The sequence below is a fragment of the Patescibacteria group bacterium genome (genome assembly GCA_023380635.1).
Lineage (GTDB): Bacteria > Patescibacteriota > Microgenomatia > JAMCZE01 > JAMCZE01 > JAMCRP01.
On the sequence record JAMCRP010000001.1, the window covers coordinates 455763 to 478667 of the forward strand.

Annotated in this window: 33 protein-coding genes and 1 tRNA gene; 22 read left to right on the top strand and 12 right to left on the bottom strand. The window is 46.2% G+C overall.

The annotated features are described in order from the left end of the window. Positions 1-17: 17 nt before the first annotated feature. The 7 genes from M1403_02590 to M1403_02620 all read right to left on the bottom strand — a co-directional run bounded on the left by M1403_02590 (position 18) and on the right by M1403_02620 (position 4611). Positions 18-905, bottom strand: coding sequence for a hypothetical protein (locus M1403_02590; GenBank protein ID MCL4397890.1), 888 nt, complete (start codon positions 903-905; stop codon positions 18-20). Positions 906-1315: 410 nt separating this feature from the next. Continuing rightward, positions 1316-2605, bottom strand: a complete 1290-nt coding sequence (locus M1403_02595) for a hypothetical protein (GenBank protein ID MCL4397891.1) — start codon at positions 2603-2605, stop codon at positions 1316-1318. Between the two features lie 148 nt (positions 2606-2753). Beyond that, positions 2754-3641, bottom strand: a complete 888-nt coding sequence (locus M1403_02600; GenBank protein ID MCL4397892.1) for a permease — start codon at positions 3639-3641, stop codon at positions 2754-2756. Beyond that, complete coding sequence (locus M1403_02605; protein MCL4397893.1) at positions 3638-3889, bottom strand: thioredoxin family protein; 252 nt, start codon at positions 3887-3889, stop codon at positions 3638-3640. The genes M1403_02600 and M1403_02605 overlap by 4 nt, the downstream gene beginning before the upstream one ends. Continuing rightward, positions 3886-4197 (bottom strand): metalloregulator ArsR/SmtB family transcription factor, encoded by a 312-nt coding sequence (locus M1403_02610; GenBank protein ID MCL4397894.1) that lies wholly within the window; start codon positions 4195-4197, stop codon positions 3886-3888. Before M1403_02610 ends, M1403_02605 begins: the two co-directional genes overlap by 4 nt. A gap of 94 nt (positions 4198-4291) precedes the next feature. After that, a tRNA-Asn gene (locus tag M1403_02615) sits at positions 4292-4363 on the bottom strand. Next, positions 4354-4611, bottom strand: coding sequence for a GIY-YIG nuclease family protein (locus M1403_02620; GenBank protein MCL4397895.1), 258 nt, complete (start codon positions 4609-4611; stop codon positions 4354-4356). The genes M1403_02615 and M1403_02620 overlap by 10 nt, the downstream gene beginning before the upstream one ends. Positions 4612-4852: 241 nt before the next feature. Between M1403_02620 and M1403_02625 the strand changes: the two genes are divergently transcribed. Genes M1403_02625 through M1403_02640 form a run of 4 tightly spaced genes read left to right on the top strand, consistent with a single transcriptional unit; the run spans position 4853 to position 7034 of the window. Continuing rightward, complete coding sequence (locus M1403_02625; GenBank protein MCL4397896.1) at positions 4853-5443, top strand: cache domain-containing protein; 591 nt, start codon at positions 4853-4855, stop codon at positions 5441-5443. Positions 5444-5463: 20 nt separating this feature from the next. After that, on the top strand, positions 5464-6270 hold the full coding sequence (locus tag M1403_02630) for a hypothetical protein (protein MCL4397897.1): 807 nt from the start codon (positions 5464-5466) through the stop codon (positions 6268-6270). Between the two features lie 17 nt (positions 6271-6287). Continuing rightward, entirely contained in the window at positions 6288-6686 is a 399-nt protein-coding gene (locus M1403_02635; protein ID MCL4397898.1) for a cupin domain-containing protein, read from the top strand. A 42-nt stretch (positions 6687-6728) separates the two neighbouring features. Then, positions 6729-7034, top strand: a complete 306-nt coding sequence (locus M1403_02640) for a hypothetical protein (protein ID MCL4397899.1) — start codon at positions 6729-6731, stop codon at positions 7032-7034. Here M1403_02640 and M1403_02645 read toward each other — a convergent pair. Together M1403_02645 and M1403_02650 are read right to left on the bottom strand one after the other, a co-directional pair. Continuing rightward, positions 7024-7797 carry a class I SAM-dependent methyltransferase gene (locus tag M1403_02645; GenBank protein ID MCL4397900.1) on the bottom strand — a complete coding sequence of 258 codons (774 nt, stop codon included), beginning with the start codon at positions 7795-7797 and terminating at the stop codon, positions 7024-7026. The two genes, M1403_02640 and M1403_02645, sit on opposite strands and share 11 nt — an antisense overlap. 14 nt (positions 7798-7811) lie before the next feature. Continuing rightward, positions 7812-8204 (bottom strand): VOC family protein, encoded by a 393-nt coding sequence (locus M1403_02650; protein ID MCL4397901.1) that lies wholly within the window; start codon positions 8202-8204, stop codon positions 7812-7814. A 95-nt stretch (positions 8205-8299) separates the two neighbouring features. Here M1403_02650 and M1403_02655 point away from each other — a divergent pair, with 95 nt between their 5' ends. Genes M1403_02655 through M1403_02665 form a run of 3 tightly spaced genes read left to right on the top strand, consistent with a single transcriptional unit; the run spans position 8300 to position 9693 of the window. Beyond that, positions 8300-8842, top strand: coding sequence for a class F sortase (locus M1403_02655; GenBank protein MCL4397902.1), 543 nt, complete (start codon positions 8300-8302; stop codon positions 8840-8842). Between the two features lie 55 nt (positions 8843-8897). Continuing rightward, positions 8898-9116 (top strand): hypothetical protein, encoded by a 219-nt coding sequence (locus M1403_02660; protein MCL4397903.1) that lies wholly within the window; start codon positions 8898-8900, stop codon positions 9114-9116. A 10-nt stretch (positions 9117-9126) separates the two neighbouring features. Next, positions 9127-9693, top strand: coding sequence for a class F sortase (locus M1403_02665; protein ID MCL4397904.1), 567 nt, complete (start codon positions 9127-9129; stop codon positions 9691-9693). Here the strand turns inward: M1403_02665 and M1403_02670 are convergent. Both M1403_02670 and msrA read right to left on the bottom strand, forming a co-directional pair. Next, positions 9672-10148 carry a methyltransferase domain-containing protein gene (locus tag M1403_02670; GenBank protein MCL4397905.1) on the bottom strand — a complete coding sequence of 159 codons (477 nt, stop codon included), beginning with the start codon at positions 10146-10148 and terminating at the stop codon, positions 9672-9674. The two genes, M1403_02665 and M1403_02670, sit on opposite strands and share 22 nt — an antisense overlap. Before the next feature lie 47 nt (positions 10149-10195). Continuing rightward, positions 10196-10702, bottom strand: a complete 507-nt coding sequence (msrA, locus tag M1403_02675; GenBank protein MCL4397906.1) for a peptide-methionine (S)-S-oxide reductase MsrA — start codon at positions 10700-10702, stop codon at positions 10196-10198. A 269-nt stretch (positions 10703-10971) separates the two neighbouring features. On the opposite strand from msrA, the gene M1403_02680 reads away from it, so the two are divergent. From M1403_02680 to M1403_02750, 15 genes are all read left to right on the top strand, one after another. Next, positions 10972-11652 carry a response regulator transcription factor gene (locus M1403_02680; protein MCL4397907.1) on the top strand — a complete coding sequence of 227 codons (681 nt, stop codon included), beginning with the start codon at positions 10972-10974 and terminating at the stop codon, positions 11650-11652. 4 nt (positions 11653-11656) lie between these two features. After that, on the top strand, positions 11657-12682 hold the full coding sequence (locus M1403_02685; GenBank protein MCL4397908.1) for a HAMP domain-containing histidine kinase: 1026 nt from the start codon (positions 11657-11659) through the stop codon (positions 12680-12682). Between the two features lie 65 nt (positions 12683-12747). After that, positions 12748-14016 carry an HlyD family efflux transporter periplasmic adaptor subunit gene (locus tag M1403_02690; protein ID MCL4397909.1) on the top strand — a complete coding sequence of 423 codons (1269 nt, stop codon included), beginning with the start codon at positions 12748-12750 and terminating at the stop codon, positions 14014-14016. Between the two features lie 4 nt (positions 14017-14020). After that, a complete protein-coding gene (locus tag M1403_02695) occupies positions 14021-14728 on the top strand; it encodes an ABC transporter ATP-binding protein (GenBank protein ID MCL4397910.1) in 708 nt (235 codons plus the stop codon). Beyond that, positions 14715-15941, top strand: coding sequence for an ABC transporter permease (locus M1403_02700; GenBank protein ID MCL4397911.1), 1227 nt, complete (start codon positions 14715-14717; stop codon positions 15939-15941). Before M1403_02695 ends, M1403_02700 begins: the two co-directional genes overlap by 14 nt. After that, positions 15934-16728 (top strand): ATP-binding cassette domain-containing protein, encoded by a 795-nt coding sequence (locus tag M1403_02705; protein MCL4397912.1) that lies wholly within the window; start codon positions 15934-15936, stop codon positions 16726-16728. The genes M1403_02700 and M1403_02705 overlap by 8 nt, the downstream gene beginning before the upstream one ends. 7 nt (positions 16729-16735) lie before the next feature. Beyond that, positions 16736-17482, top strand: a complete 747-nt coding sequence (locus M1403_02710) for an ABC transporter permease (protein MCL4397913.1) — start codon at positions 16736-16738, stop codon at positions 17480-17482. Beyond that, the gene (locus M1403_02715) at positions 17479-17901 is read left to right on the top strand and encodes a DUF5666 domain-containing protein (GenBank protein MCL4397914.1); all 423 of its coding nucleotides are present in this window, start codon (positions 17479-17481) and stop codon (positions 17899-17901) included. Before M1403_02710 ends, M1403_02715 begins: the two co-directional genes overlap by 4 nt. 278 nt (positions 17902-18179) lie before the next feature. Next, positions 18180-18578 carry an MscL family protein gene (locus M1403_02720; GenBank protein MCL4397915.1) on the top strand — a complete coding sequence of 133 codons (399 nt, stop codon included), beginning with the start codon at positions 18180-18182 and terminating at the stop codon, positions 18576-18578. A 35-nt stretch (positions 18579-18613) separates the two neighbouring features. Next, on the top strand, positions 18614-18847 hold the full coding sequence (locus M1403_02725) for a DUF5652 family protein (protein ID MCL4397916.1): 234 nt from the start codon (positions 18614-18616) through the stop codon (positions 18845-18847). After that, complete coding sequence (locus tag M1403_02730) at positions 18844-19398, top strand: cupin domain-containing protein (protein MCL4397917.1); 555 nt, start codon at positions 18844-18846, stop codon at positions 19396-19398. The genes M1403_02725 and M1403_02730 overlap by 4 nt, the downstream gene beginning before the upstream one ends. After that, a complete protein-coding gene (locus tag M1403_02735) occupies positions 19382-20347 on the top strand; it encodes a phospholipase D-like domain-containing protein (GenBank protein ID MCL4397918.1) in 966 nt (321 codons plus the stop codon). Before M1403_02730 ends, M1403_02735 begins: the two co-directional genes overlap by 17 nt. 3 nt (positions 20348-20350) lie before the next feature. After that, positions 20351-20917 carry a LemA family protein gene (locus tag M1403_02740; protein ID MCL4397919.1) on the top strand — a complete coding sequence of 189 codons (567 nt, stop codon included), beginning with the start codon at positions 20351-20353 and terminating at the stop codon, positions 20915-20917. Beyond that, a complete protein-coding gene (locus M1403_02745) occupies positions 20917-21840 on the top strand; it encodes a TPM domain-containing protein (GenBank protein MCL4397920.1) in 924 nt (307 codons plus the stop codon). Before M1403_02740 ends, M1403_02745 begins: the two co-directional genes overlap by 1 nt. Positions 21841-21854: 14 nt before the next feature. Then, the gene (locus M1403_02750; GenBank protein ID MCL4397921.1) at positions 21855-22244 is read left to right on the top strand and encodes a low affinity iron permease family protein; all 390 of its coding nucleotides are present in this window, start codon (positions 21855-21857) and stop codon (positions 22242-22244) included. On the opposite strand, the gene M1403_02755 is transcribed toward M1403_02750, so the two are convergent. Then, on the bottom strand, positions 22241-22822 hold the full coding sequence (locus M1403_02755; GenBank protein ID MCL4397922.1) for a ribonuclease HII: 582 nt from the start codon (positions 22820-22822) through the stop codon (positions 22241-22243). The genes M1403_02750 and M1403_02755 overlap by 4 nt on opposite strands. Positions 22823-22905 lie beyond the last annotated feature (83 nt).

Sequence of the window (22905 nt, forward strand, 5' to 3'; positions counted from 1 at the left end):
GACTCTATTCGGAATTTTTACGCACAAACCAATTTATAAATTGCTGCCTTTTTCCCTGAAACTAAAACATCATATTTCTTTAGAAGTTTAAACAAACTTGCCTTGTTTAATGCTTCTTCAAAAACAGTTTTGTTTCCCATTAATACCACCACTAATCCATTTGGTTTTAAAACCCGTTTAAATTCTTTTAGCGTTGCCTCGTAAAACTTTGGCAAGTCCAATTCCTTTCCTACTTCAATTCCCCAGGGTGGATCGGTGATGATTTTATTGACGCTATTATCGGCAACCTCAGTCATATGAAGAGCATCCGTTCCGGTTTTAATATCCCCGGAGATGATTTTCAGGTGGGGAAAGTTGGCTCTTTCGGCAGGAATCGCACCGGATCCGGCAAAAGGGTCAAGGACGACATCATCCGGCCTAGGGTCAGAAATTAAACAAAGCAGATTAGCCAATTCTGGTCTTAACTGGCCTTTTTGGAGAACATCTTTGTAGTCGGGGTGTTTGGTGATTCTTACACCGGCAAATTTATACCCCTCGCTTCGTTCTAAGAACCAAAATTCAAAATCAGGGTTAGACCGATCAACAGTAAGGTGATTGGCCTCGGCAATTTTCTTTTCAATTCTTGCAAGCCGTTCTCTATTGATGGCGATAATTTCATTCTCTCTAGAAAAGATTACCCGGAATGTATTTCCCAGCTTTATTCCTGTCTTTTCCTCCGGCTTTGCTTCCAAGAAGGAGTTATTAAGAAACCGCAGTTTTTTAATTTCTTCCGGGCTGGATTCCGACTGATAGACAATTAAGCCGTCAAGAAGTAGCTGACATATAAACCCTCTCAGCGATTTTTCCAGCTGGTTTTTAACTTCCTCTCCCAACCCAGGAATAAACGTTGAAAAGTATCTATTCACAAAGGAAGTATATCAACTGAAAAGATCAAACAAAATATAGGGCCTTATTACAACCTATTCCTTTCCCATTTCGGAGTTTGTGTCGTCACAAAAAGTCCGAACATCTACTGAAGGTACTCAAATTTCGAGCTTAAAAAGACCGGCTCCGGGCAGTAGATTTAATTCGGAACTTTTACACTCAAAACTGTAATTAATAGGGAATTTCTCAGGAATGACTCACTTTTCGTACCGCAACTGGGCTGTGCTAATCAACGACCCAGAAACTTATTTTCGCCAAGCACAACGACTTACGATGCCAACCCAATAAATACACATGCTTTCACGATTGCCTCTGCATCTATAAAGTGAAACAAGGAGAGAAAAAGGTAATTAACGTACCGAATCGGCAGACGTCTCTTTAAACAAATTTCTTATCGGTCGTATCTTTGTGCGTTTTCAGTAAATCCCGCTATTTGAGACCCCGTCTTTCCTTCAAAAAATTCTACCTTTATCTCTCTTTCTCCCAACATCTGCACCAAAAAGGTTCCTTCAGTTTTAAAATTGGAGGTCTTTCTACTGTCGTTTGTTGATCTTTCATTCATTACTTCATATTTAACTAGGCCGGAGTTTACATTAATCGCTGCCGGATCCGGCCTGTTATTCTTAACAATGTAAACCATGTTGGTGGGGATATAACCTATCTGGATAACGGAAGGGTCGTAATTGAAATAAAAAAACGATAAAGTCGGCATCCCTATTTTTTTAATATTTTTATCAGTCTCCGGAAACCAGTTCCCAACAAGCCTGCCGTCAATGTCATAAGCAAACTCGCCCCCTCTGGGTTCCGGCCTCTGTGGCAGTTTGGTATAAAGCTGCCTCCTTAAAGGCTCAGCGAAGTAATTAAGCGGGTTAACAGAATTACCTGATTTAGTACCATATCTTTTAGAGTGAATGAAATGGGCGGGTTTATTTAGATCAACGGCCCAGAGATCTATACCGTCAATGGTTGGACCCCCGCCTCCACGGCCGATGATTTGTCCGGCTTTAATGGGAATTTCATAAAAGTTCTGGTCGCTTTCTTTAAGATTTCCAATTTTATCTTTCAGATCTTGTGATAAGTCGGTCAAATGGCAGATCATTAGAAATAAATTTTTTGAGTATTGAAAAGTGAGGGTATAATCATCCATTCTGCTGATATGATCATTTGCCTCCCAACGGGCTTTCTCATATTCAACCTGAACCAGATACCCATCTGCAACAGCGCTGACATCGTAAGCTTGAGTTTGGCCACTTTTTTTATCTCCTTCATGAACATAAATATGGTCTACGGGAATATTGTGGGATCCACCCCCTGTCGAGTCTCGATCTCCTGAATCAGCACCGCCTAAAGGATCAATCGATGTAATTTTATCGACAGGCATAGGGGGAACGGTAAACTCTACCTCGGCGTCTTTTTGATAAACAGTGCTGGTAAGGAAAATGTCCCGGTAGCCATTTGTCTCTTGTTTATTCTTTTGCTGATTAATGTCTTTTCCCAGCTCATTATTGTTATTGGGTTCTGTATTTTTAGAACCAAAAAACGCAACTATTACCCCAAAAACCACTATGGCAACTAAAATAAGCCCTACCCACCAAAAACGCTTGAGAAGATTTTTCATCTGCTCTTTTACATCTTTAATTTCTTTTGCCTGATCAACAGAAGTGTCGGTATTCTCTTCCATAAATTCCTTACCTTAAATCAGTATAGCAAAAGAAGCTAAAAGTACTATTTTTTAGTAGAAGAAAAACCGAGACTAAAAATAACCGGCTCCGTGCCGTTGACGACATTTGGAACTTTTACGCTCAAATCTAAACTGATTTATTCTTTTATCAGAAGGCCAGATTAAACAAATAACCGGTAAAGGCAATTCCAAGAGCAAGAATAGCAATATAGATAGCTAAAAGTTTTGGTTTCAGCACTTTGCGCAGGATAATCATCTCCGGCAAAGATAACGCCGTGACTGACATCATAAAAGCCAGGGCAGTCCCCAACGGCAAGCCTTTCTCAATAAGCGAACTTACAACAGGAACTGTCCCGGCAGCGTTGGAATAAAGAGGAACTCCAATGGCCACGGCAATAAGCACAGCAAAAGGATTATTCCTACCGGCAATTTTGGCCAGAAAATCAGCCGGAGCATAACCGTGAATTAAAGCCCCAAGACCCACCCCCAACAAAACGTACGGGAATACTTTTTTAATTAAATCAACCGTGTAAATCTTTGCTTCAATTAAGCGGTCTTTAATTGTGGTTTGAGCCGACAGATTTGTTGTGTTCGCTTTTATTTTCCAGATATAATCCTCAACTAAGGGTTCCAGATGTAATTTACCAAGAATAAAGCCAACAACTATGGCGATTACCACACCGGAAGCAATATACAAAGCAGCAATCTGCCAGCCAAAAAGCCCCAGAAGTAATACCGCCGCGACTTCATTCACCATGGGAGCAGAAATAAGGTAGGAAAAAGTCACGCCGAGAGGCACTCCGCTTTCAACGAACCCGATAAATAACGGCACTGCTGAACAGGAACAGAAAGGAGTAACTATTCCGATTAAGGCCGCCAGAACATTGCCGATTATTGAAAATTTTCTGGTTAACAACTTTCTGGTTTTTTCCGGAGCAATAAACGACCGGAGAAAAGTGACGAAGAAAATAATTACGCAAAGAAGAATGAAGATCTTGACGCTGTCGTAAATGAAAAAGTTCAGCGCTTCAATCATTCCAAATTTTTAGAAAAAATATCTTTAAGTTTTAAAATATCCGGCGTAAACCCCACCATCACCGGTTTGTCATTAATTACCAACACTGGCGAACTCATAATTCCCAGCTCCACAATCCTGGTTGTTCCCTCATTTCCGGTAAGGTATTCCACTTTTGTATCCAGCCCCATCTCTTTAACGGTTTTATCAACCAATTCGTAAAGTTTTTGACAAGTCGGACAACCGGAACCAAGAACCTGAATTTTCATAAATCAACTAAATTAAATAACGCGGCGGTAACTTTTTTGCCTTTGGTGGTAAGAGAGTAATAGACCTTCAGCCCTTCCTTTTTGTCAGTAACAATTTCTGAATCTTTGAGGTCTTTGAGATGATGCGATAATAGACTTTGGGAAACAAAAAGGTGTTCCTGAAGTTCACAGACGCAATGCTGGCCCTGACGCAAAATACAAAGAATCTTTAACCGGCTTTCCTCGCCAACAATTTTAAGCAGGGGAATTAGTTGATCAAGTTCCTTGTTATTTTTACTCCCTTTCTGACAGCAATTATATGAACTCATATTCATATATTAACTCCAAATTAACTTAGGAAGCAATACCCGTCTGGAGTTTCCGCCACCATTAGTTCCGGGATGACGATATTATTCAAATCGGCTCCCCCGCTAGGACTCGAACCTAGAACATCTTCGTTAACAGCGAAGCGCTCTACCATTGAGCTACAGGGGATTGGCTATTAACTTTTTGATAAACAATCTTCCTTGACAACTCTTTAATTGTTTTTCTCTCTTTAGGGCTTCCGTCTTTGATTCCAAATACTCTTTATAAATTACCTTCCATTCTCCTCTCGCCTGGGCGGTGTAATGTTTTCCAACTTTCAAATTGTGTTCTTTCAGTCTTCTGTCAATATCAGATGTCTGTCCAATATAGATCTTATTCCCCTCTGCATTATATAAAGCGTAAACAAAATAGTTCACACTAATATTTTACAGCGAAGCGTCCGCCAATTGGCGGACTACAGGGGATTATTAAATTGTGAATGTTCGGTCTCCAGGCTGAATTTTATCACAAAAAGTGGCTTCGGATATAGTCAAACAGCCGACTGTCTGATTCTGGCACAGATATCTGTATGGCAATTCGCGCAGACAAGAACACTCGAAATGAATTTATTCTTTGTCCCCTTGCAAACTTTTTTAAACCATGTTGTACTGAATGCGTATGAAAAAACTTACTCATAACAAATTTTCTCTTCCCCAGGTGGTCATTTTCGTTCTGATAGCCCTGATTATCGGCGGGGTTGGCGGTTACAAAGTCGGCAAAAAACTGACCAGCCTGGCTTACTACGCCCTGACGGAAAAAGTGGTCGCGGATAACACGGACAAAATGATCCGTTACGAAACCCAGACTGCCGTCAGCATGCTTTCCGCCATTAATAAAAAGGCGGCTACCGGGGAACTGACGCCCGCCTACGCCAATAAACTGGCCGCCGACCTTCTTCGCGACCTGCGCTACGGTGACGACCAGCAAGGTTATTTCTGGGCAGACACGACCAACGGAGTCAATGTCGTTTTGTACGGCCGGACCGATGTCGAAGGAAAAAACCGGTACAACGACCAGATCGACGGGATTAATTACATCCAGGAAATTATCGCCCAGGGTCAGAAACCAAGCGGCGGTTATACCGACTATTTCTACCCGAAATTACAGGGCAGCACCCCCGAGGCCAAACGGGCCTACAGCTTGCTGTCTCAGCCCTATCAGTGGGTTGTCGGCACCGGTTACTATCTTAATGACATTAAGCTGAAATAAAAGCGGGGCTTCCAAAGCTTGTGAAAGAAAAAAGAGGCAACATCCTGGTTATTATCCCGATTCTTGTAATTCTTCTTACTATTGCTGCCGGATATCTTTATTTCCAAAAACAGGAAACAAAACCTGCTTCACAAGTTGTTCAGAAAACAGCTAAGAATACACCTGGCGAAACCGCTAGCAATTCTGCTAAATTCCCACCATCGCCCGTTCCGCCTGTTAATCCCAATAAAGACCCGTTGTCGCTTTACACCACTGATTATCTGAAAAGACAATTTCCCCCAAACAAGTTTATGGGGTTGGAAAATTATCCGCAGGAAATCACTTCCGTTAAGGAATCGGATTTAGTTGGTCTGAAATGTTCGCCTTACTATAATAAAGACTGGAACGGAATCTGGTATCGCAGCGGCGACGGAAAAAAACTGGCCGACGGTTCCCAGGAAACCTCAGCCTTCTTCCAGAAACTGCAGTCTTTCTCGGAAATTCTTATTAAAAAACCCATTGAGTCCAACTTCCAGCTTTGTGAAACCGAAGACGGGCGGCAATTGGTTTTACACGATAACCACCTCGGTCTGGTTAAGGCTGATATCACTTTTGTTCCCGTTACTACTCTTTCTGATCCCGGTGATCCTTATTTCGTCTGCCCCAACCCGATCCAGCTGACCAAGAGTGATCTTTTCTATTATGAATGCGGCTCCGGTGACGGTGGGGCAGCTTATGGTTTTCTGTTTCGAATTGACTTAAACCAAAAAACCAGCCAATTAATTCGTAAATGCCAAACCCTTGATGCCCAACTAACCGGAAGTGAAAGAGAAACTAAATGTGAATAATCTGATATACTAATTTCATGAAAGGTTTTTCCGTCAACATTGAACAGGCCACTTTGGAAAACACCAATTTCCGCAAGGTGTTGTATACCGCCAAACATTCTCAGTTGGTCTTAATGACTCTCCAGCCCAAAGAAGAAATTGGGATGGAAGTGCATCCGGATAATGACCAGTTTTTCCGCTTTGAAAAAGGCACCGGTAAGGCAATCATTGACGGCAATGAGTATCCGATTAGTAATGGCACAGTCGTGATTGTCCCGGCCGGAGCGCAGCATAATATTATTAATCTCTCGGAAACGGAAACCTTAAATCTTTACACCCTGTATTGCCCTCCACATCATCAGGACGGCGTTTTGCGGGCCACAAAAGCGGAAGCGGTGGCCTCGGCCCCGGAATTTGACGGCAAAACTTCCGAATAAGCTTCTTACCGCGTTTTTATATGAAAAGTTAATAGTGGCGGCGTGTTAGCTTTTCTCCTTATCCTCTTGTTGGCCCTGTGGATTTTGGGCTATGTCACTATTCCCGGTTTGGCGGTGCCCGCCTTTCCCTTGTTTTACATCGGCGCCCACCCGGTGACCATTTGGGACCTTCTGGTTTTTGCCGTCATTATCTGGGCCGCCAGCGTTTTACCCTCGCCGATCCGGCAAATTGTTTGGGTGATTGTGGTTTTGTGGTTATTGTCGATACTTGGAGTCCTGGTTTTTGCCGGCTTACCCAGTCTTCTGATTATTGCCGTAATTTTGGGCCTGTTAATCGCTATTTTTTAGCCACCGCCACCAGTTGGTCTCCCAGGCCCGTTACTTTAGCCTTGATTAGTAAGAGAGCAAACACTGCGCCTTTTATTCCTGGGACCTGATAGTCCATGTTTATTACCGAGATATTAACGTTATTAAAAACGTTATTCTCTAATAATTGATGCAAAGTGGCGGGAGAAAATTGCCAGAGGTGTTGGCTGGGCTGTAAACCATACCATCGCTGTCGAAAAATAAAATACATGAGGGACCGGATATTCGGACAGGAAATTAAAATTATGCCGCCGGGTTTTAAGAGCTTTTGGCATTTACCCAGAAAAGTATTCAAATCCGGCACATGTTCAATGACATGTTTTAAGATAATCGCGTCATATTTTTTTCTGGCCTTAAATTTTTCCAAAGAAGTTGCCTGAATTTTTACACCCAATTTTTTAGCACCTACTGCCACAAATACTTTAGCCGGTTCAACGCCTTCCGCTTTAAAGCCTCTTTTGTTGGCTTCTTTGACTAAAAACCCCGTCCCCGCCCCGATATCCAGAAGACTGCCTTTACTAATAGGTAAGTAGTCGAGTAGTTCTTTGGCATATTTCTCGTGTTTACTCCTGTCTTCGCCAAACTGGCTCAACGCCTCTTTTCTGCTCTCGTATATCCGGTTCTTTTTCTTGGTGACCGTTTTTATCAACCCACACTTTTGACACCTTTCTAAAACAAATCCTTTCCCCACCAGATATTTCTCCCAGCGATTACCTTCACAAACCGGACATTTCGTTTTTTCCATAGTCTGATATTACATCAGACTACCATGTTGGGCGTGTAGGCCACCTCCAAAATCATCCCGTCGGGGTCATAAAAATCACAAGTGTAGTAACCGGCAGAATAATTTTCCATGGAAATCGGCCCGGCAAAAACCCGGTGATGTTGAGAAATCAGCCAGCGGCAAACCTCATCCACGACCTCCCGGCTAGTAGCCTGCAAACAAAGATGGTGCACGCCCAGCGACAGGACCCGCGAGGTTGACGATTCTTCGCGAAGATAAATCTCCGTTTGGCCGTTGGACCAGCCGCCTTCCCGGATTTCTTTCCAGCCTGTCAGGGCAAAAATTCTGTTATAAAACTCCTGTGACCTTTTAAAATCGGAGACCCAGATTTCCAGATGGTTTATTCCCGGCGCTAATTGGACTGGCATAACCGACCTTCTAACATATAAATAAAAGAAACCGGTAAAAGCCTTGATTTCGAAGCTAAATTCGCTTAAAATCGCCCGGTCTGCCCGAAAAACTTTTGGCTGCTATCAAAAATTGGGGGCTGCTCTTGCTTGCGGCTTATCTGCTGTTTTCGCTTCATCCAAACGGCATCCTGGCTTCCGACACTAAAGAAGTATTGGCTCTCCGGCCAAAACCCACCCCGGCCGTTATCTCTCCGGTTAACACTAGTAACAGTGACAATCGCCTGATTATTCCGGCCATCGGTCTGGATACGAAAATTGTTCCCACCGGTTTAGGACCAGACGGTTTACAAGTCGTGCCGGACAAAATTCCCGGCTGGTACGCTTTGGATTCCAAACCAGGGGAGAGAGGTAACGCCGTTCTGGTCGGCCATACCCCCGGCATCTTCTCCAAAATTATCAATTTAAAACCCGGCGATAAGATTTATGCTGACGGAGCAACTTACGAAGTGACTAAAAATGTTTTATATACTGTCAGTAACTTCCCCACTTCAGACATTTATGGTCCCTCGAATGACTTTAATTTAATTATGATTACCTGCACCGGAATTTCCGGCCGAACGGTCGTTTTCTCTAACAGGATCCTTACCCCCCGTTAACCCCAAAATTTCCTGCACGTTTTAGCATGCCCTTCTGAAAGGAGGTGGAAAAGATATGACCAGAACCCTCATTACCGCCGTTCTCGCTTTTGCCCTGGCGTTCTTTGCTGTCGTGGGAATTGCTCGTGCCCAGACAGCTACTGACCAAAGCACTACTAATCCCAGTGGCACAACCCAAAACACTACCCAGCAGGGAACTTCCGGCACCAGCGGAACCAGCAGCTCAACCAGTACCACGACCACACCCAGCGGTGCTCCGTCAACCGGGTTCTAATTTAATCTAAATGAAAAGGGCGATAGTTACTTTGATCGCTATTGCCCTGGGCGCTCTAGCCGCAGTATTTGTTGTCAGGCCGAGGTTGCCTCCGATTCCGGCATTCATTAATAGTCAGGCAAAAACCCCAGTGGCCGATCCGGCCCGGTTGGTTATTTCCAAAATCGGGGTAAACGCAGCCATCGAACCGGTCGGCTTAGACAAAAACGGTAATATGGGCGTTCCGACAAATATTTATAACGCCGGCTGGTATGCCTTAGGTCCTAAACCCGGGCAGATCGGTCAGGCAGTCATCGACGGCCACCTGAACACTCCGGAGTTGCAACCAAACATTTTTTGGAATCTGAAAAAGCTGCAACCGGGGGATATTGTCACTATCTTGGATACCTCAGGGCAACAATACAATTTTATTGTTCAGAAAGTGGTCAGCGAAAATACAGTCGACTTTCCGATCCAAAAAATTTTCGGCCCGGCTAGCCGGCCGCAGTTAAATCTGATTACCTGCGACGGGGTCTGGAGCAACCAGAAGGGAACATACTCTCAAAGAGTGGTCGTTTATACTGATTTGGGGCGGTAAACATAAACCCCTTCCCGCTGCAAAACCGGGAGCCAGTGGGGAAACACGAAGACATTGGAAATAATTAGCGTTCCCGGTTTAGCTTCGCTCTCAATTTTTTTCTCCAGTTTTTCCATGATAGAAGTAATGCCGTAAAGCGTAATTACATCGGCCTCGCTTAAGTCCGTCTCCCAAAAACTTTGAGCAAGAATGTTAGCCTTATTATTTAGCCTGGTATTGGCAATATTTCGCCGGGCCAGCGCTACCCGCTCCGGACTGATTTCTACTCCCGTCGCTTCAGCCCCGTTTTGGGCAAAGGCGATCACCACCCGCCCATCGCCAGCCCCCAAATCGATAGTTTTTTTACCCTGAAGCGGCCCGGCCAGCTCTACCATTATTCGTACTTTTTCTTCCAGGCTGGGAACAAACGGAATGTCATATTTTTGAGAACTAAGGTCAGGAAAAGTAGGAGTCATGAGCGCAAATAGTAACCAAAGACTGTAAGAAATCGTTAAATCAGAAGTTAGGTTTTTAAATCCCCCGGAAAATCCTGAATCAGTTTTTGAATTTTCGGATCAATAATGACCCGACAGTAGGGATAGTCCGGATTGTTTTCATAAAAGTTCCGGTGATACTCTTCCGCCGGATAAAACCTGGTCAAGGGTCTGATTTCCGTCACGTATCCCGGCTTTAACATTTCTTCCGCAATTTTTTTCTGCTTATCGTTACGATAAAAAATGGCCGAGCGGTACTGGGTTCCTTCGTCATAACCCTGTTTATTCATAGTAGTAGGATCATGCAGGGCAAAAAACACTTCCAGGAGTTTTTGGAAAGAAAGAACCCTGGGATCAAATTTAACCTGAACCGCTTCGACGTGGCCGGTGCCGCTCCTTAATACTTCTTCGTAGGAGGGGTCGTCCAAAACTCCGCCGGTATAGCCGGGAATAACAGAGGTGACTCCTTTTAGCCGTTTAAAAATTGCTTCGGTACACCAAAAACACCCGCCTGCCAAGGTCGCCGTTTCTTCCATTGTAGTATCGTACTGAAAGAGCGTAAAAAATTAATAAGAGTTCATAGTAATTTTTCCTCTTGACGCAAAATTACCCGGAATGGTCTACTGGTATAAGAGACAGAAAGCGAGGTGAAAATATGGTTAAACACTTAAAAAAAGCCTTGTGCAAGCTGGGCTGCCACCATTACTGCGACAGCTCCTGCTGTAAAAAGACCGGCAAAAAGAAAAAGTAACTTTTTAGCCGTCTCTCAGCTAAATTTCAGCTCTGCGGTATAATAACTGCTCGTATGAGAGTTTTGGTCGTGGAAGACGAGCACAAGATTGCTTCCTCCATTAAAAAAGGCCTGGAACAGGAGTCTTTTGCTGTGGACTTAGCCTTTGATGGCAATACCGGTTATGATCTGGCCGCCTCGGAAGATTATGACATTATCCTTCTCGATCTGCTTTTGCCGGAAATGTCCGGCATGGAAATTTGTAAAAGGCTTCGGGGCGGAGGAATCCACACCCCCATTCTTATCCTGACAGCCAAAGGCCAACTGGAAGACAAGGTTAACGGCCTCAACGCCGGGGCCGACGATTATCTAACCAAACCTTTTGCTTTTGAAGAACTTTTGGCTCGGGTCAAAGCTCTGGGCCGCCGGCCTAAAAATTCTTTAGGAACCAGCCTTTCTGTTGAAGACTTAACATTGGATACCGTGTCCTACGAAGTCATGCGAAGTGGTAAGAAAATCCCGCTATCCAGTCGGGAATACGCTCTCCTGGAATATCTGATACGACACCATGACCAAACCCTGTCTAAAGAACAAATTATCAGCCATATTTGGGATTACGACGCCGATGTTTTGCCCAATACCGTCGAAGTTTATATTGGTTATTTGCGTAACAAAATTGATAAACCTTTTCCCCAAAGTCCGGCTTTAATTCACACTGTCCGGGGTTTTGGCTACCGGCTGGGCAAGGCTAGCTAAGAATATGTTTCATTCCGCCAGATTAAAACTGACCGCCTGGTATCTTCTTATTATCATGCTGATTACCGTGTCGTTTAGCGTGGCCATGTACAGGGTCAGCACCTCAGAACTGGACCGGATCGAACAGACTCTGCGCAGCCGCTCGGAGCGGCGGATTATTTTACGGCCGGGCACGCCGACACCGCTTTATATTATCGATCCGGACATTCTGGAAGAAACCCGCCGGCGACTGATTGCGGTCTTAGCCATTATCGATTTGGGGATTCTGGTAATTTCCGCCGGGGCCGGCTATTTTCTGGCCGGCCGGACGCTGGGCCCGATTAAAGAAATGGTTGACGAACAAAACCGGTTCATTACTGACGCTTCCCACGAACTACGCACTCCCTTAACTTCGCTCAAAACGGCCACGGAAGTTTATCTGCGGGACAAACAGCCTAAGATTGCCGACACCCGGGAACTGATTGCCAGTAATCTCGAAGAGATTAACCGGTTGCAATACCTTTCTGATAACCTGATTAAACTGACCCAGTACGGAAAAACCGAGAATGGCATCACTTTTGAGCCCGTCCGCCTGGCTAAAATTATTGACGAAGCCGTTTCTAAAGTGGCTGCTCTTTCCAAAGCAAAAAAGATTACCATTGATAACCGAACGGCCGATTACCGACTGGAAGGCAACGCGGCCTCTCTTTGCGAATTGTTTGTAATTCTTTTGGATAACGCGATTAAATATAGTCCCGAGCACTCCAAAATTTCCCTGACTTCGAAAGGCAACAACCAGTCCGTTACCATTGAGGTTGCAGATCAAGGTATGGGTATTGACCCTTCCGATTTGCCCCATATCTTTGACCGTTTCTACCGGGCAGACAAATCCCGCCACATTACTCAAACCGCCGGCTACGGTTTGGGCCTGTCGATTGCCGCTCAAATTATCAAAAAACACAACGGCTCAATTCAGGCTCAAAGCTGGCCGGGGGACGGCAGCGTTTTCTTTGTTAACCTTCCCCGCACCCAATCCTCACGGTTAATTTAACTGCCGTGTGATAGAATCCGTTTTCTAAGCAATTTCTCAGTTTGCCATCATAAAGTTCGGCCCGAATGAAAAAGATTATTAACTGGTTTAGGGATCACAAAATTTTAGCCGCGGTTATCGTGGTCATTGTTGTCGCTACCGGTCTCTTTGTCCGCCAAAAACTTTCGGCTAAACCCCAAACCACTACCCTCCAGACCGCAACCGTGGAACGCGGCACCCTGGTTGTTTCCGTTGCGGAATCTGGAAACATGGCCTCTGCAAACCGGTTGCCGGTCACCACCCAGGCTTCCGGCCAAATTAAACAGGTCTTCGTCAAAAACGGGCAGCAGGTTTCCGCGGGGCAAAATATTTTGGAATTAGCCCTGGACCAGACCGGTCAGCAAAGAAACGCTTCCGCCTGGGCTTCCTATCTTTCGGCTCAAAATAATCTGACTACCGCCCAAAATAATTTGTATTCTCTGCAATCAACAATGTATACCGACTGGCAAAAATACATGGACATTGCCCAAAACTCCACTTATCAAAATAGTGACGGGACCCCTAATGACGCCAATCGGGTCCTGACTCCCTTTACCATTGCTCAGGATAATTGGCTCTCCGCTGAGGCCACTTACAAAAATCAGCAAAATGTAATTACCCAAAATCAGGCAGCCCTCTCCAGTGCCTGGTTAAATTATCAGGGAACTTCGGCCATGGTTACCGCCCCGACGAGCGGTATCGTCTCGGATTTAGTCTTAACGCCGGGAATGGCAATTACCAGCACCACTAATAGCAGTAATGTGCCTTCGGCCACGACCGTGGGCAGTATTGTGACTAATAATGCCCCTACGGCCACTTTCAGCCTTTCGGAAATTGACGCTACTAAAGTGAAAGAGGGCCAGAAAGCCACCCTGACTTTGGATGCTTTGCCGGGCACGACCTTTACCGGCACGGTGGTGGGTATCAACCGCAGCGGCGTGGTCTCTTCCAATGTGACGACTTATCCGATGGTTATCCAGTTTGACACTTCGCCCGAGGCGGTTCTGCCCAATATGTCTGTCACCGCCAATATCATTACCCAAACTAAAGACAACGCCTTGCTAATTCCTACAGCCGCGGTTACGACTCAAAACGGCCAAAGCACAGTCCGGGTGAAAGACGGTAACAATATTCAGACGGTGCCGGTAACTCTCGGGGTTTCTTCAGACACTCAGACAGAAATCACTTCCGGATTAACTGAAGGGCAAACGGTGATTGTTGGCGGCGGATTAACTACTCCCGGCAACCAAACTTCTTCGCCCTTCGGTGGCGGTTTTAGAATCGGCGGCGGAGGCGCGTTTAGAAGAGGAGGATAAATGAATGGGGCAACCAATTATCCAGGCTTCTCATCTGCGTAAAGTGTATGTGAATGACACGGTTGAAACCGTGGCTCTTTCCGATATTTCTTTTGGGGTTGAAAAGGGTGACTTTGTGGCCATTATGGGCCCGTCGGGTTCCGGCAAGTCCACTTTAATGCACATTATCGGCGCCTTGGACAAACCTACCAGCGGAACCTACGCAATCGACGGGGTAGAGGTTGGCAAATTATCGGAAAATAAACTCTCCCAGCTGCGCAATAAAAAAATCGGTTTTGTCTTTCAGTTTTTTAATTTGCTTCCCCGGACTACCGCCTTAAAAAATGTCATGCTACCCATGGTCTACGGAGGGGTAAGTTCGCAGGAACGGGTGCAAAAAGCCACTGAAGTGCTTCAGTTGGTAGGTTTAGGCGACCGGATGGACCATACCAGCAGTCAGCTTTCCGGCGGCCAAATGCAGCGGGTGGCTATCGCCCGGGCCCTGGTCATGGATCCGGCCATTATTCTGGCCGATGAACCGACCGGAAACATTAGCAGCGTCCAGGCCGAAGAAATTATGCAAATCTTTGAACATCTGCATAAAAAAGGACATACGATTGTCATGATTACCCATGAACCGGACATAGCCGCCCACGCCCAGAGAATTATTGAGTTAAAAGACGGCAAAATTGTTAGCGATAAACGAAACGGTCACCGGTATGGACATAAGTGAACTTTTTTACTCAGCTTTAGAAGCGTTAACTTTAAATAAATTGCGTACCGCCCTGGCGGGTCTGGGTATCGTTATTGGCATTGGAGCAGTTATTGCCCTGATTTCTCTTGGTGAAGCCAGCCAGCTTGCGGTTCAAAATCAGATCCAGTCTCTGGGATCAAACCTATTGACAGTTATTCCGGGGTCTCAGCGGGCCGGCGGCGGGGTTCAAAGCGGGTTTGGGGGAGCTACCACCTTAACTTATGACGACGCCAAGGCGATTGCCACTTCACCGCAAATTACGACAGTCGCCCAGGTCTCACCGGAATTATCCCGACGGGCTCAGGTAACCACCGGCGCTGCCAACACCAACACTTCAATCATGGGGGCCACCCCGGCTTACGAAACCGTCCACAATCTTACTCTGCAGTCGGGAAGTTTTATCACTTCTGACCAGGTCGATTCGCTGAGTAAAGTCGCCGTCATCGGCCCTACGACCGCCAGTAATCTCTTTGGTGACGGTACCGACCCGGTTGGCCAGAATGTCCGGATTAATAAGGTCGCTTTCCGGATCATCGGCGAAACCGCCTCAAAAGGAGGCACGGGTTTCAATAATCAGGACGACATGATTATCATTCCCTTAACTACCGCCCAGAAACTGGTTTTCGGCGTCGATTATGTTTCGGATATTTCTCTTCAGGCTAAAAACGCCAATGACATGACCGCCGCCCAAAATGAAGTCGGTTATTTTCTGCTCTCCCGCCATCATTTTAACGATCCGTCCCAGGCGGATTTTTCTATCTTTTCCCAGGCAGATATTCTGGGAGCCGCCAGCCAGATTACCGGCACTTTTACTGTCCTTCTTTCCGGCATCGCCGCCATTTCTCTTCTGGTCGGCGGGATCGGAATTATGAACATCATGCTGGTGACGGTTATTGAACGCACCCGGGAAATCGGCCTTCGCAAGGCCCTGGGAGCTACCAGCACGGTTATTATTACCCAGTTTTTAATCGAAGCCATTTTTCTGACCTTTGGCGGGGGAGTCATCGGTGCCGGTTTGGGAATTGGTCTATCTTTCGTAGCTTCGAAGTTAATCAGCTTGCCTTTTACTGTTTCCCTTTCCGCGATTTTGCTCTCTTTCAGTGTCTCCGCGGCAATTGGTATAATTTTTGGCTGGTACCCGGCCCAAAAAGCCGCCAAGTTGAGCCCGATCGAAGCTCTAAGATATGAATAGCATTATTGAGGTTACCAATCTGGTTAAAAAGTTTGGCGATTTTACCGCCGTAAATAATATCTCTTTTAGCGTTGCCGCCGGAGAAGTCTTTGCTTTTTTGGGTCCTAACGGCGCCGGTAAAACCACCACGATTAAAATGCTGACGACTTTATTGGCCCCCACTTCCGGCAAAATTTTAATTAACGGTCAAAGCCCGGCAGAAAACCAGGATGCGGTGCGCAAATCCTTTGGCATTGTCTTTCAGGATCCCAGCCTGGATGACGAGCTGACCGCCTACGAAAATCTGCAGTTCCACGCGGTTTTGTACGGCGTACCGCCGGCGGTGGCTAAAAAAAGAATCGACGAACTCCTCACTATTGTCGAACTGGTCGACCGGCGTAATCACTTAGTTAAAACTTTTTCCGGCGGGATGAAACGAAGACTGGAAATTGCCCGCGGCTTACTTCACCACCCCAAAGTCTTTTTTCTGGATGAACCTACCCAGGGCCTGGACCCGCAAACCCGAAACCGTATCTGGCAATATGTCCTGGATTTAAACAAGCGCGAGGGAATTACTATTTTCTTCACCACTCACTACATGGAAGAGGCTGACCGGGTAGCTCAAAGAATTGCCATTATTGATCACGGCAAGATTATTAACACTGGCACGCCGGCTCAGCTTAAAAAGCAAACCCAAAGCAAAACCCTGGAAGAAGCCTTTTTAGAATTAACCGGGCACGAAATCCGCGACGAAGAGGGAACGGCCATTGAAAGAATGCGCATGGGGAGACGGTTATGGCACCGATAAATATTTTATGAAAGCAATCTACATCCTTTGGCTTAGACAATTGAAACGGTACTTGCGCTCGCGATCAAGAATCGTGGGGTCTTTAGGCCAGCCAATCCTGTTTTTAGTGGCTTTAGGCTTTGGGCTGGGGCCGACTTTTGCCCGGGCCGGAGAGGGAAGTTACCTTCAGTTTTTAGCCCCGGGGGTCATTGCCATGAGCGTGTTGTTTACGGCAATTTTTGCCGGAGTTGAAGTCATTTGGGATAAGCAGTTTGGCTTTCTTAAAGAAACTCTGGTTGCCCCCGTTCCGCGCTGGCAGATTATGACCGGTCGCACTTTGGGCGGCGCCACCGTTGCGGCCCTCCAAGGTTTAATCGTCTTTGTGATTGCCCTGTTTGCCGGCTTCCGGTTTCCGCCCCTGGTCAATTTGATTCCCGCCGCCATTGTGGTCGTTTTGATTGCTTTACTGTTTACCGGATTGGGAACAGCTATCGCTTCAGTTTTGGACGACATGCAGGGTTTTCAGCTGATTATGAATTTTTTGGTCATGCCGCTTTTCTTTCTTTCCGGCGCCCTGTTTCCGCTGCGGGGGCTGCCCGAGCCATTGTCCTTGATTACTATCTTAAACCCCCTGTCATACGGCGTTGACGGTTTGCGGGGGAGTCTGACCGGAATTTCGGCTTTCAGCTTTTCCTCAGATTTATCTGTTTTAATGGTAATTACTCTGATTATTATTGCTATCGGCAGCTATTTGTTTAGCAAAATCGAGATATGACGAATAAAATAATCTACGGTTTAATTACTCTGGCCCTTGCCGGTTTGGCTTTTTACGGCGGGATTAAATACCAACAAAAACAGGCTGCCGCCCGAATAAGCAGTTTTTCCCAAAACGGCGGGAATAACGGCCAAATACGCACCCGCTTTGGAAACGGCGCCAACGGGGGAGCCGTGCGCGGAGAAGTTCTCTCGGTTGACGCCAATGGACTGACCGTGAAAAATCGGGACGGGAGCAGCAGAATCGTTTTGTTTTCCGGCAGCACGGTCATTAATAAGGCCGACGTCGCCACTAAGGATGACATTAAAACCGGAAGCACCGTGGCCGTCTTTGGCACTATCAACTCTGACGGCAGCATTACCGCTCAGAACGTGCAGATAAATCCCGTCCAACCGCCCCCGCCAAACCCCACCCAATAAGTACCTATAGTTTGAAGTTGTGATATAGTTGGATATATTCGGGTTTTTTCTGGTTAGAACTGCTTAGCACTCTCCTGCTCCCCTTGCTAATCGGGGGTTTTTCGAGCCTGTTCTTGCCCAACTCTTACCCCCTTTTCAGTTTTAATTTCCAATCAAATTTTAGACTGCGGAACTAAGGAGGTGACAAATAATGGATAACGACCAAAATAACAGCAACGCCGTTAATTTTACTCCGGACCAATCCGGTCTAGAAAAGCCTGTCGAAAAGGCCCAGGAAAATGCCAAGACTAAAGGCTCTGAAAAAACACGCCAGAAAGGCGCGGGCCGCAAGTCGCGGTCTCGCAGCCACCGTAAGTAATTCCCTGCTCGGCCGTCAAGCACGGGGCTTTGTCCGCTTTATCCGCAAGCAGGGCATTTTTAGCTTGGCGGTGGGTTTTGTTTTGGGCGGAAAAGTTTCCCAACTGGTGTCCGCCTTGGTTGCGGACATTATTAATCCCCCGCTAGGCGTGGTTTTAGGTAAGGTTAATCTTCGTGACGCTGTTTTAACTTTAGGCAGCGTCAAAATTTTATGGGGCGATTTTGTCAGCAACCTGATTGATTTTCTGATTGTGGCGACGGTCGTCTACATCGGCACTGTCATTATCCAGGCGGAACCAGTTGCAAAAGAAGAAAAGTAGGTCTACGATAATTGTATGGTTGCTGAAACCGACACATGATGTATTCTGCCTTTCCCCGCTTTTGGCCGATGATGGGCGTTTCTGTTTTTGCTTGGCTTCTGCCTCTGGTGATTTTAGATCTTATCCTAAAAGGAATTGCCTTATGGCGGGCCGCCAGAAACAATCAGTCCTACTGGTTTGTCGCTCTGTTAATTTTTAACACTGTTGGGATTCTTCCCTTAGTCTACCTGGCTTTTTTTCAGAAAACCCAAACCAGTAAAAAGAAATGACCCTGAAATCTACCCGGACTCTGGAAGATCTGCGCCCGGTCCTTAAAGACCCTTTTTCTGTTGGCCCGAATGTGGTCTACCGGGTGTTTACGAATTTGGAAAATCCCGGATGGAAACAGTGGATAAACATGACCCAAATCGGCCCGGGAATTTTTCAGGATGAATACGCTAAGACCTTTGGTCATTACCATAACAACAATAACCCGGAAACCTACTTTGTGGAGGAAGGCAACGGAGTTTTGGAACTGCAAAAAGGGTTTGAGGCTAGTGAAGTGCTGCTTATTAAAGCTCAAAAGGGTGACCGGGTGGTAATTCCTGTCGGGTATGGCCATGCCTGGATTAACACCGGAAACGCCGACCTGGTTCTCTTGGATGACTGGGCCACCCCCCATTCGCCTGAGGATTATAAATGGATAGAAGACCATCACGGCTTGGCCTATTACATTACCGACGGTAATAGCAAAGTTAGGGCCACCCCTAACCCGAACTACAAAAACCTTCCGGAACCCAAATGGCTGACGGCTAAAGAGTTTAATGAACAAAAGCTTTAAGGCTTCCTTTTACCTTCTGGTTTTTGCCGCGGTTACTTTTTACTTCGCCTTTTTTCGGCCGCCACCCAAGACTTCTTATTCCTCCGCCGAGGTTTTGGGCGAAAATACCAATTTAACTTTATTTATCGAGCCGGACGACGGCCGGGCGCCTTTATTAAATTACATTAACGCCAGCCAAAACCAAATTCTTACCGAGGTTTACATTCTTTCCGACAAGGAAATCGGTTCGGCTTTGGCTTCCCGCAGCGCGATTACCAAGATACTTCTCGAAGAGCACCCGTTTGGCGGGGGTAATTTCAACCAAAAAACGAAAGATTGGCTGGGAAATATCGTCCGCTGGACCAATCCGGATTTTACCCTTACTCACCAAAAATCAATGGTCTTCGACGATGCGGTCGTCTGCATTTTAAACATGAATTTATCCGCCACGGCTTTTAGTAAAAACCGGGAGTACAACATCTGCAGCGAAAATAAAGAAGATGTCGCCGAGGTAACCAATATTTTTAACGCCGATTGGAACCGAAAGGACTTCTCTCCGGCTGATCCAAATTTGGTCGTCTCCCCCGTTAACTCCCGGGCCAAATTAACGGCGTTTATTTCCGGAGCCCAAAAATCCCTGGATATCGAGATGGAGGTGGTGAGCGACGACCAGATGGTTAATCTTTTAACTGATAAAGCTAAAAATATTCCGGTGCAAATCCTGGTTCCCAATCCAAAAGATGTTGCCAATTCTCCCGTTCCCGGCGCGCAGGTGAAATCTCTGAAAAAACCCTACCCTCATGCCAAATTAATTATCGTTGATGGAGTGCGGGCTTATACCGGCTCAGTCAACTTAACTACCCAAAGCCTGGATCAAAACCGCGAGCTGGGCATCCTAGTTTCTCAGACAGATATCTTAGACCGACTTAACCAGACATTTGCAAAAGATTGGAATAATGCTAATCTATAAAAGATGGACTTTATCAAAAAACATCTTCTCTGGGTCATTGCCGGAGCGGTTGTTTTTCTGCTGGTGGTTACCGCCGGCTATTACAACTCTTTTGTGGCCGCCAACAACGCCATCGACGGCCAATGGAAACAGGTCGAAGTGCAATATCAAAGGCGCTTTGATTTAATCCCCAATTTGGTTGAAGCTACCAAGGGAATTATGCAGCAGGAACAGACGGTTTTTGGCAACATCGCCGCCGCCCGGGCTAACTACGCCGGAGCCCAAACCCCTGACCAGAAAGTGGCCGCTGCCAATCAGGTCGAGTCTGCTCTGGGCAGATTATTGGCTATCGTCGAAAATTATCCTCAGCTTAAATCCGACCAAGCGGTTCTGCGCCTGCAGGATGAACTGGCGGGAACCGAAAACCGGATTGCCGTGGAAAGGCGACGCTATAACGATCTGGTTCAGCAATATAACACCAACATCAGCACTATTCCGGGCAATATTTTTGCCGGCATATTTGGTTTCAAGTCCCGGCAGTACTTTAACGCTACTCCCGGATCAGAAAACGCTCCCCAGGTAAAGTTCTAATGAAAAAACTTTTCCTTGTCTTCTTCTCTACCTTTCTTCTTTTCTTCCTTACTTCCTCCGTTTTTGCCGCTTCTTTTCCCGCTCCCACCGGTTTTGTCAATGACTTTGCGGGAATTTTAACCGCTTCGCAAAAAGCCGACTTAGAACAAAATCTCCAAAATTTTCAAAACCAGACCGGCAACGAAATTGCCGTGGTCACGATTAAAGATTTGGGCGGCGATACGATTGAAAATATGGCTGTTAAATTGTTTGAACAGTGGAAAATCGGCCAAAAGGGCAAAGATAACGGCGCCCTTCTACTAATTGCCGTAAACGACCGTAAACTGCATATCGAAGTGGGTTACGGCTTGGAACCGGCGCTGACTGACGCCCGGGCCGGCGACATTATTAGAAACGTCATTACTCCTAAATTTAAACAAAACGACTATTACGGCGGGATAAAAGATGGGATTACTATTATGGAAGAGACCATTTCCAACTCCAATAATTCCCCCGCTTCTGGGACCACGACAACTTCTAAAACTTTAAGTTTCGGTTCGGTTTTTAACGCGGTGGTGTTTGTGGGAATTTTCGGCTGGTTTTTGATTCCATTGGCTATTTACCTGGCCGCCTTTTTCGGTCGCAGTAAAAGAATCTGGCCGGGAGGTTTGGTTGGGCTCTTGGCCGGTTTGGTAATCGGTGTAGTTTTTAGCTATCTGGCCGCCGCTATCTTGGGTGTCATCTTGGGGTTAATAGGTTTGTTTCTTGATTGGGTCTTATCTAAAAATTATGACAGGCTGATAAAACTTGGGAAAAGCACCCGGTGGCACCATACCTGGGGCGGGTTTTATACCGGCGGCTTCGGGGGTGGTGGCAGTGGGGGCGGTTTTGGAGGGTTTGGCGGAGGCTCTTCCGGCGGCGGCGGTTCTTCCGGCAGCTGGTAGTGTATACTGAAGTTATGAACAATTTTTTCCACAAACTGGCTAATAATATTGCCAATCTTGCCGGTTCTCCCTGGGCTTTTATCCTGGCCGTAGTCTTTATCCTTGGCTGGGTGGTTACCGGCCCGATTTTCGGTTTCTCCGACACCTGGCAGTTAATTATTAATACTGTCACCAATATCGTGGCCCTTCTTATGGTCTTTATCATCCAAAATACCCAAAACCGCGACTCCAAAGCGATAAATTTAAAACTCGACGAGCTTCTTAAGGGGGTTAAGGGCGCCCGCACCGGGATGGTGGACATTGAAGATGTCACCGACGAGGAGCTGACCAGACTAGAGAAAGAATTTTCTGATATGCACCAGAAATATCGCGACGAACTCTCCCGCCGCCGGGCCAAAACCTAAACCCCCTTTTTCAGCGCCGTGGTCACAAAAATGTCCCGGTGATAGCGGCACGGACCGTATTTTTGTATGGCCGCCAAATGTTTTTTGGTCCCGTAGCCCTTATTAATTTTCCAGTGGTAGCGGCGAAATTCCTTGTGGAGTTGGCGCATAATTTTATCCCGTTCGACTTTTGCCACTATTCCCGCCAGGATTACTTCCGGTATCGTCGCGTCTGCGTCAACGATGCTTTGTATCCTGTCGGTTTTACCCGCTACCCGGCCGATTTTTAGTTTTCCGTCAACAATATATTTATCAGTCTCTACCTTTTTAATTAACCGGCGAAAGATTTCTTTATTTGCCCAACCAATACCATGATTATTGATACTTCGCGCCGAAATAGTTTCGACAAGTATTATTGCTCCAGATTTTCGTAATCGCCGGCATATCTCCTCTCGCTCCAGCGCCGTCAACAATTTTCCGTCTTTTAATTTATCCTTTTGTATCTTGTGTTTTGTTTCTTGGTTAATTACCACAGCAGCTGCCATGAGCGGACCGGCCAAGGCTCCCCGACCAGCTTCGTCTAATCCACAGATTACCATGTCTTGAATTATAGTATCCGTGATAATCCGTTACTAATCCGTGTTAATCAAAAAATGTGGCTCTGTGAAAATCTAAACCCTAT